General features: G+C 67.2%; 7 protein-coding genes. 4 read left to right on the forward strand and 3 right to left on the reverse strand.

Annotated features, from left to right (window positions below; translation table 11 throughout):
* Positions 1-21: 21 nt before the first annotated feature.
* Both pqqB and pqqA read right to left on the reverse strand, forming a co-directional pair.
* Complete coding sequence (gene pqqB, locus AC0GNO_RS22700; protein WP_472905621.1) at positions 22-939, reverse strand: pyrroloquinoline quinone biosynthesis protein PqqB; 918 nt, start codon at positions 937-939, stop codon at positions 22-24.
* A gap of 250 nt (positions 940-1,189) precedes the next feature.
* Complete coding sequence (pqqA, locus tag AC0GNO_RS22705; protein ID WP_068167214.1) at positions 1,190-1,264, reverse strand: pyrroloquinoline quinone precursor peptide PqqA; 75 nt, start codon at positions 1,262-1,264, stop codon at positions 1,190-1,192.
* Positions 1,265-1,465: 201 nt separating this feature from the next.
* Here pqqA and AC0GNO_RS22710 point away from each other — a divergent pair, with 201 nt between their 5' ends.
* Complete coding sequence (locus AC0GNO_RS22710) at positions 1,466-2,461, forward strand: alpha/beta fold hydrolase (RefSeq protein WP_472905622.1); 996 nt, start codon at positions 1,466-1,468, stop codon at positions 2,459-2,461.
* A gap of 38 nt (positions 2,462-2,499) precedes the next feature.
* Entirely contained in the window at positions 2,500-3,513 is a 1,014-nt protein-coding gene (locus AC0GNO_RS22715) for an MBL fold metallo-hydrolase (RefSeq protein WP_472905623.1), read from the forward strand.
* A 100-nt stretch (positions 3,514-3,613) separates the two neighbouring features.
* Here the strand turns inward: AC0GNO_RS22715 and AC0GNO_RS22720 are convergent, their stop codons facing one another.
* Positions 3,614-5,668 (reverse strand): sigma-54-dependent Fis family transcriptional regulator, encoded by a 2,055-nt coding sequence (locus AC0GNO_RS22720; protein WP_472905624.1) that lies wholly within the window; start codon positions 5,666-5,668, stop codon positions 3,614-3,616.
* Between the two features lie 435 nt (positions 5,669-6,103).
* Here AC0GNO_RS22720 and pedF point away from each other — a divergent pair, with 435 nt between their 5' ends.
* Both pedF and AC0GNO_RS22730 read left to right on the forward strand, forming a co-directional pair.
* The gene (gene pedF / locus AC0GNO_RS22725; RefSeq protein WP_472905625.1) at positions 6,104-6,601 is read left to right on the forward strand and encodes a cytochrome c-550 PedF; all 498 of its coding nucleotides are present in this window, start codon (positions 6,104-6,106) and stop codon (positions 6,599-6,601) included.
* Positions 6,602-6,645: 44 nt separating this feature from the next.
* Positions 6,646-7,554 (forward strand): substrate-binding periplasmic protein, encoded by a 909-nt coding sequence (locus AC0GNO_RS22730; RefSeq protein ID WP_472887805.1) that lies wholly within the window; start codon positions 6,646-6,648, stop codon positions 7,552-7,554.
* The last annotated feature ends 78 nt before the right edge of the window (positions 7,555-7,632 follow it).

The following is a 7,632-nucleotide window of genomic DNA, read 5'->3' on the forward strand; positions in this document are numbered from 1 at the left end:
GACGCGAAGCGGCGCAGGGGGTCATAGGTCAATGCTCATGCCGTCAAAAGCCACCTCGATGCCGTGCGCGGTGAGTTCGGCGCGTTCGTCGGAGTCTTCCACCAGCATGGGGTTGGTGTTGTTGATGTGGATGAGGATCTTGCGGGTGCCGGCGGGCAGGCGGTCGAGCTGTTCAATCATGCCGCCCGGGCCGCTCTGCGGCAGGTGGCCCATGTCGAGCGCGGCCTTGGCCGAGAGGCCCAGGCGCTGCATTTCGTCGTGGGTCCAGAAGGTGCCGTCGATCAGCACCACGGCGCAGCCGCTCATGAGCTCGATCAGCGCGGGCGTGACCTCCGCCAGGCCCGGCGCGTAGAACGCGCGCTGCCCGGTGGCGGGGTTGGTGATCAGCAGGCCGATGTTGTCACCGGGGCGCGGGTTGCCGCGGAACGGTGAATACGGCGGTGGCTTGGACGAGAGCGACACGGTCTGCACCTGCAGACCTGGCAGGCCGGGCACGTTCACCGTGCTGCCGTCGATGGGCAGCTCCTGGCGTTGCACGCCGCAGTAGTGCGACAGGATGCCGGTGATCGGGAAGCCGCTGGAGATGTCGGAGAACACCTCGGGCGTGGCGAGCAGGGGCAGCGGTGTCTGGCGTTCGCGCAGCATCAGCAGGCCGGTGACGTGGTCGATCTGCGCGTCCATCAGCAGCACAGCGGCGATGCCGCTGTCGCGGATGGAGCGGGCCGGCTGCAGCTCGGGCGCTTCCCGGATCTGGGTCAGGATGTCGGGCGAGGCGTTGACCAGCAGCCAGTCGCTGCCGTCGGCGCTGATGGCGATGGACGACTGTGTGCGCGCATGCGCCTTGAGCGTGCCACGGCGAAAGCCGTCGCAGTTGGGGCAGTTGCAGTTCCATTGCGGGAAGCCTCCGCCGGCCGATGAGCCGAGAACCCGGATGCGCATGGTCGAGCCTGTTGGTCGTTGGGGGTGGGGTGAAGAAAAAAGCGCACGGAGGTGGGGCCGTGCGCTTTCGGGTCAGAGGCTGAGCGTCCTTTGGGCGTGCCCGAGCAACGCGCCAAAACGTGCCCGATCAAGGCGCAAAGCACAGCCGTAGCTTGAGCTACGGCGCGCATTTGCAACGCCGAGCGGGTGCGTTCTGGTGAGGTGAGCGGGTATGAGCAAAGGGTGCTCAGCCTCTTAGAGCCGCCGCGTTTCAGCGGTTGGCGATGTACATCGTGATTTCAAAACCGAAACGCAGGTCGGTGAAGGCGGGGGTGGTCCATTGCATAGTCTGTCTCCGGTAGGTGGGTTGGCATGAAACATGTCTGCTAACTTGTCAGCACCACTGCACCTCAAGTTGCACCCCATGAACAGCAATATCGATGCCACGAAAGACCAACCTAGGGATACCCCTGAGGCGGCGCTTTCCGCGCGTCGGCGCAGCGCCTGGCCGTCGCCGGCCTACCTGTCTGTTGGACGCGGACACCGCATGGCATTTCGCACCGTGGGCAACCCAGATGGCGAGCCCTGGCTGCTGGTGCACGGTGGCCCCGGCAGCAGTTGCCAGCCGGGCATGCTCGCGCCGCTGGACCTGTCGCGCCAGTGGGCGATCGCGCCCGACCAGCGCGGCTGCGGAGCGAGCCGCCCCAGAGGGAAAACCGCGGCCAGCACCACCCACGCGCTGGTGGCCGACATGGAGTTGTTGCGGCAACATCTGGGCATTCAACGCTGGTCGCTGCTGGCGGGTTCGTGGGGCACCGTGGTGGCGCTGGCCTATGCACGAGCACACCCGCAGCGGGTGCAGCGCCTGGTGTTGCGCGGTGCGTTTGCGCTCAGCCGGCGCGAGGTGGGCGGGCTGTTGCAGCCGTCACGCCGGGTGCTACAAGCCCTCGGCCGCGAGGCCGCCTGGCCCGCCGCGCCGGGTGTGTCACTGTCCGCGGTGCTGGCCCGGCTGAGACAACTGCTTCAAAGTGGAACACCCGGTGTTGCAGGCCTGCGCGTGTCGCGGCGCTGGGCCTTGCTGGAGACGGCCTGCGTTTCGAACGGCATGCGCCGCGCGCTGCGGCGGGCGGTGACGCAGGCAACGGCTGCCCAGGCCGCCGCGATCCGGCGCGACTGGGCCGCGTTGCGGCGCCGGCAACGGAAGGCACAGGCCAGCCGACACCGCCACACCGCGCAGCCGCCGGATCGGGCGGCGCTGCACAAATTCCGCATCCAGGCGCACTACCTGCAGCACCGCGGCTTTGTGCGGCCCGGCGCGCTCGATGACGCCGTGCTGGGCCTGGCGCGCCAGGGCGTGCCGGTGGACTGGGTGCACGGCGCCTGCGACGCCGTCTGCCCGCCCGCCAACAGCCGCGTCTGGGCCGCGCTGGGCCGGCGCCTGGCGCCACAGCAGGTCACGCTGACCGAGCCCCTGAGCGGCCACCTGGGCGCCGAGCCGGGCATGCTCGCGGCCTTGCGCGCGGTGGTGAGGCGACTCGGATGAAAACGCTCAGGTACCGGGCAACGCACGCAGGCCCTGCGATGAGCACCGTGCTGCGCCGCTGGCTGATCGCGCTGCTGTGCTTCGGCGGCTTTGTTGTGCCCGCACTCGCGGTCGGCCCACCGGTGGATTGCAAGGTGGTGAATGCCGTGCCCTGGCAAGCTGTGGCGCCGGGCATCTGGGTCTGGCCCGCGGCGGAGAACGGCGAGGTGGCACCCGCCAACGCTGGCCATGTGCTGCCCACCAGCGTGTTGGTCAGCCGCGGTGAGGCGCTGGTGATCGACCCCGGCCCGAGCCACCGCCACGGTCATCGCGTGCGCGCGTCACTCGCCTGCCGTTTCAAGGCGCAGGTGCGCTGGCTGGTGAACACCCACGCCCACGCCGAAAACGTGATGGCCAACTCGGCCTTTGCCGACCTGCTGGACGCCGGCCAGCTGGAGATCCTGGCCAGCGCCGCCACGCGCAGCGGCATGCAGCAGCGCTGCCCGGACTGCCTGGCGAGCCTGACCACCCGCGCCGGTTCGGAGGCGCTGGCGGGCACGCAGATCGTGCTGCCCAGCCGCGTGCTCGCGGTGGGCGAGCGGCTGCAAGTGGGCGCGCTGAGCCTGCGGGTGATGGCCATCGAGCCCGGCCACACCGAGGGTGACCTGGTGCTCTGGAACGCCCGCCACCGCGTGCTGTGGGCGGGCGGCCTGGTGTACGACGGGCGTGTACCCGAACTCGCGCAGGGCAGTGTGGACGGCTGGCTCGCGGCGCTGGAGCGGCTGCAGGCGTTGCGGCCACAGCAGGTGCTGGGCACGGTGTGGTCGCGCGAGCCAGTGGCGGGCGATCCACCCCCGGCGCTGGCGGCCACACAAGGCTACCTGGCGGCGCTGCGAGCGCGCGTTCTGCAAGCCATGGACGAGGGCCACCAGCCGCAGGAAACCGCCTGGGGCGATCTACCGGCCTACCGCGACTGGGCCGGCTACAGCGAGCGCCACGGCTTCAACCTGCAACGCGCCTGGCGCGAGCTGGAACCAGTGTGGATGGAACAGGGCGCGACGCCACCCAAATAGCTCGGAGCACAGTGCCTCCATCCCAGGATGCGGTGGAACCGGCTTTGCCGGGCCACTCGCATCGCCCCCTGGGGGGTGACGCCGAAGGCGGCGCGGGGGGTTACAAAGTGCCTGGTGGGAGCAGGTCCTTCTTGCGGTAGATCGTGTTGCGCGAAACGCCCAGCGCCTTGGCCGCGGCCGACACGTTGCCCTTGTGCAGCCGCAGCATCTGCGCCATGGCGCTCAGGGCCACGTCTTCCAGGCGCGTGCCTTCGGGCACCGCGGGTTCGGGCATGGGGGCGGTGTTGGGCTCGTCGGGCAGCGGCTGGGCCGTGCCGATCGCTCCCATCAGGCGCGGCGTGATCGGGTTGGGCAGGCCGTGCTCCAGCTCTTCCATGAAGTCGTCGGGCAGGTGGCTGAGTTCGATCATGCCCTGGCAGCCCACCATGACCACGGCGGTGCGCAACAGGTTGTGCAACTGGCGGAAGTTGCCCGGCCAGTGGTAGCGCCTGAAGATGTTCATGACCTCGGGCGAGATGCCGACCTGTTCGCCGTTCTCGCACAGGGCCTTGAGGATCTTTCGCACGACCAGCTCGAAGTCGGAACGCTCGCGCAGCGCCGGCAGGCGCACCACCAGGCCGTTGAGCCGGTAGTAGAGGTCTTCGCGGAAATCGCCGCGCGCGATCATGTCCTTGATGTTCTTGTGCGTGGCGCAGACCACGGCCACGTCCACGTCCACTTCCTTGCCCGCACCCAGCGGGCTGACACGGCGCTCCTGCAGCACGCGCAGCAGCCGCGCCTGCAGGTGTTTGGGCATGTCGCCGATTTCGTCGAGGAACAGCGTGCCGCCGTTGGCTTGCAGGATCTTGCCGATGGCGCCCTTCTTGCGCGCGCCGGTGAAGGCGCCTTCTTCGTAGCCGAACAGCTCGGACTCGATCAGCGTCTCGGGAATCGAGGCGCAGTTCACCGACACGAAGGGCTGCCCGGCACGGTTGGAGTCGCCGTGGATGGCCTGCGCCAGCAAGTCTTTTCCGGTGCCGGTTTCGCCCAGGATCATGACCGGGATGTCCTTGCCCGACACCATGCGCAGCTTGTGGATGACCGAGGACACCTGCGGGTCGCCTGTGTCCAGGTACTGCAGTGACGAGAGCTGCATCTTCCTGCCGGGGGTCTTGACCGGGGCCTGCGCGGCCGCACCCTGACTCGCCGCTGCGGTGAAGTCCTGCGGCTCCTGGCCTTGCGCCGACCGGGTTGCCGACCAGGGGTGGGCCGTCTTGACCTTGACGCGGCACCACACCGAGACACCGTTGTGCAGCACCAGCTGCTTGGGGTTGGGCAGCGTGCCGCTGAAGAGATCGAACAGCGACGAGATCGGGATGCCGAACAGCGAAGAAAAGGTGTGGGCCTTGAGCGCGGTGAAGGGCAGGCCGATCTGGAACTGCCCGCTGCGGTTGGCCGAGATGAAGCGCCCCTCGGGCGAGAACACCGCGATGCCTTCGACCAGCGTGCCCAGGAACTCGGAGCGGGTATGGAAGTGGATGCGGATCGCCTTCGGGAAGATGTCGGCGAACATGTGGTTCTCGATCATCTGCGCCGACATGCGCACCAGCGCCAGCGTGTGCTGGTGAAAGCTGCGGTGGTCGCCCGTGACATCGAGCGCCCCGATCACCTGGCCATACGGGTCGAAGATGGGTGCGGCGGAGCAGGTAAGGAACTTGTTGGCGTTCAGGTAGTGCTGGCTGCCGTGCACCGTGAGCGCTTCTTCTTCGGTGAGCGCAGTGCCGATGGCGTTGGTGCCCTTGTTCTGCTCCGACCAGTCCATGCCTGGCGTGAGTGCCACGCGCGAGGCCTTTTCGAGAAAGTCGGTGTCGCCCAGCGAGTGCAGCACCATGCCGCGCGACGAGGTCAGCAGCACCATGCTGTGGGTGTTGACGATCTGGTCGTACAGCGTCTCCATCACGGGCGCCGCGTGCTGGAAGAGAAAGCGGTTTTCGTCCAGCGCGTCGTTCAGTACCCCGCGCGAGGGGCTGGAAAAGTCGGGCTCTTCCTGAGTCGTCAGACCGTAGGACTTCGAGCGCTGGTGGGACTGACCGATCAGGTCGGAGTTCGGAGAGGCGCCAGCTGACGCAGCCCCGACGCGCCCCTCTTCGGGCTGCGTGTATGTGGCGGCACTCATGTCGTCTCCAGGGTCGGGCGGAAATCCCCCCCAGTAGTCCATGGCCCATGGCGCATTGCGTGGAGGCTGGAGGGGGGTTGTCTCGTCTGTGTCTTGTTGGTCTTGGCTCATGTGATTTTCTTCATATCTGTTCCATGAATCAACACTGGGTATTCCCTGTGAGAAACACGATGTAGCAATTGCCTCCTTCTGGCACATAGCAATTAGCCCGCCACCACACAATGCCGCCTGCAGCGGGTGCCTGTGTCGCTGTGGATGTCAGTCTGTGACAGCTGGCCGGTCACGCGAGGTGCAATTGATTCAATTTGGAACACCTGGACCGGGCCCCGTCTGCGGGGAATGCCGGGGGTCAGGGATTTCCGGTGGCTGGCCGCCGGTGGCCCGCATATTGCTGACTGGGGGTGTGAAAGCATTTTTTCAACAGGAGACACCCCGATGAAATTCCCTCTCTTCAACAAACCCTCCCGCACCACGCTGCGCGTGCTGGCCCTGGCAGCCAGCGGTCTCGTGGCCGCCGCCGTCATGGCCCACGGCGACGTTGTGCCGCAGAGTGTGGACACCACCAGCCTGCCGCAGCTCGGCGAAAAATGGCTCGACGCCAACCCCTACAACGAACAGAGCCCGGCGCGCAAGGAAGCATTGCGTATCGGCACCTCGGCTTACAACCAGAACTGCGCGCGCTGCCACGGCCTGGAAGCCATTTCCGGTGGCATCTCGCCAGACCTGCGCAAGATTGACGGTGATTGCACGGGCCTGGCGGACGTGGCCAAGAAAGCCGCCTGCTTCAAGGAAATGGACGACTACTTCATCTCCACTGTGCGGCGTGGCCGCGTGCGCGATGGCCGCGTCTACATGCCGCCCTTCGAAGGCACGTTGACGCAGGAAGCGGTGTGGGCCATCCGGACCTACATCGAAACCCGTCGCGAGCCCTGAAACCGCCCCCGCCGCGCCTTCCACAAACACAAGAGAGACAAACCATGCCGTCCGTTTCGAAAAGCTTCCAGGAACTCGCGCCTGTGACTCGCGGGCTCACCCGCAGGCAGACCCTGACCGTGCTGATGCCGCTGGTCGCGGGGCACTACTCGGTGTACGCACAGACCGAGCTGACCGACCTTGCCCGCATCCGCGCCAGCGGCATGCTGAAGATCGCGGTCTACAAGGACAACGCCCCGTTCTCCGACGGTGCCACAGCCGACATGAGGGGGCTGGACGTTGCGCTGGCCGAGGCGCTGGCGCGGCAGATGGGCCTGAAACTTTCGCTGCTGCCGTTTGACGCCGGCGAGAACATGGGCGACGACCTGCGCAACATGGTCTGGAAAGGTCACTACCTGGGCTACGGCCCGGCCGACGTGATGCTGCAGGTGCCGGCCGACAAGTTCCTGGCGCAGAAGAATCCGCAGGTGATGATTTTTGCGCCGTACATGCGGCAATCGGTGGTGCTGGTGCACGACACGCGCAGGCTGGCCGTTGCGGCAGCGCCCGAAGACCTCAAGGGCGTGCAGCTGGCGGCCGAGCGCGGCGCGGGTGCGGCCAGCGTGCTCATGGGCTACGGCGGTGGCCTGTTGCGCAACCAGGTGTCGATCTACAACACCGGCACGGAAGCGGTCCAGGCCGCGGTGGACGGCAAAGCGGCGGCGGCCCTCGTGACGCGGGCGCAGGCCGAGTCCGTGCTGTCACGCAACCCGGACATCGCCACGCATTTCCGCATCACCAGGCTCAACTTCAACAACGGCATCGCCGACACCGGCTGGCCCGTGGGCATGGCGATCAAGTCGGGCAACAAGGAGCTCGGTCTGGCGCTGGAAGCGGCGCTCAAGTCGCTGCGCGAGACCGGTGAGCTGCTGAAGATTTTCCAGCAGCACGGCATGACACTCACGGCGCCTTGACAGGTTCCCCCCTGCGCCGCTGCGCGGCTTCCCCCCCAGGGGGAGAAACTACAAAGAAGAAGGGGGGGGGGGACCCCC

The sequence above is a fragment of the Hydrogenophaga sp. L310 genome, assembly GCF_055703065.1.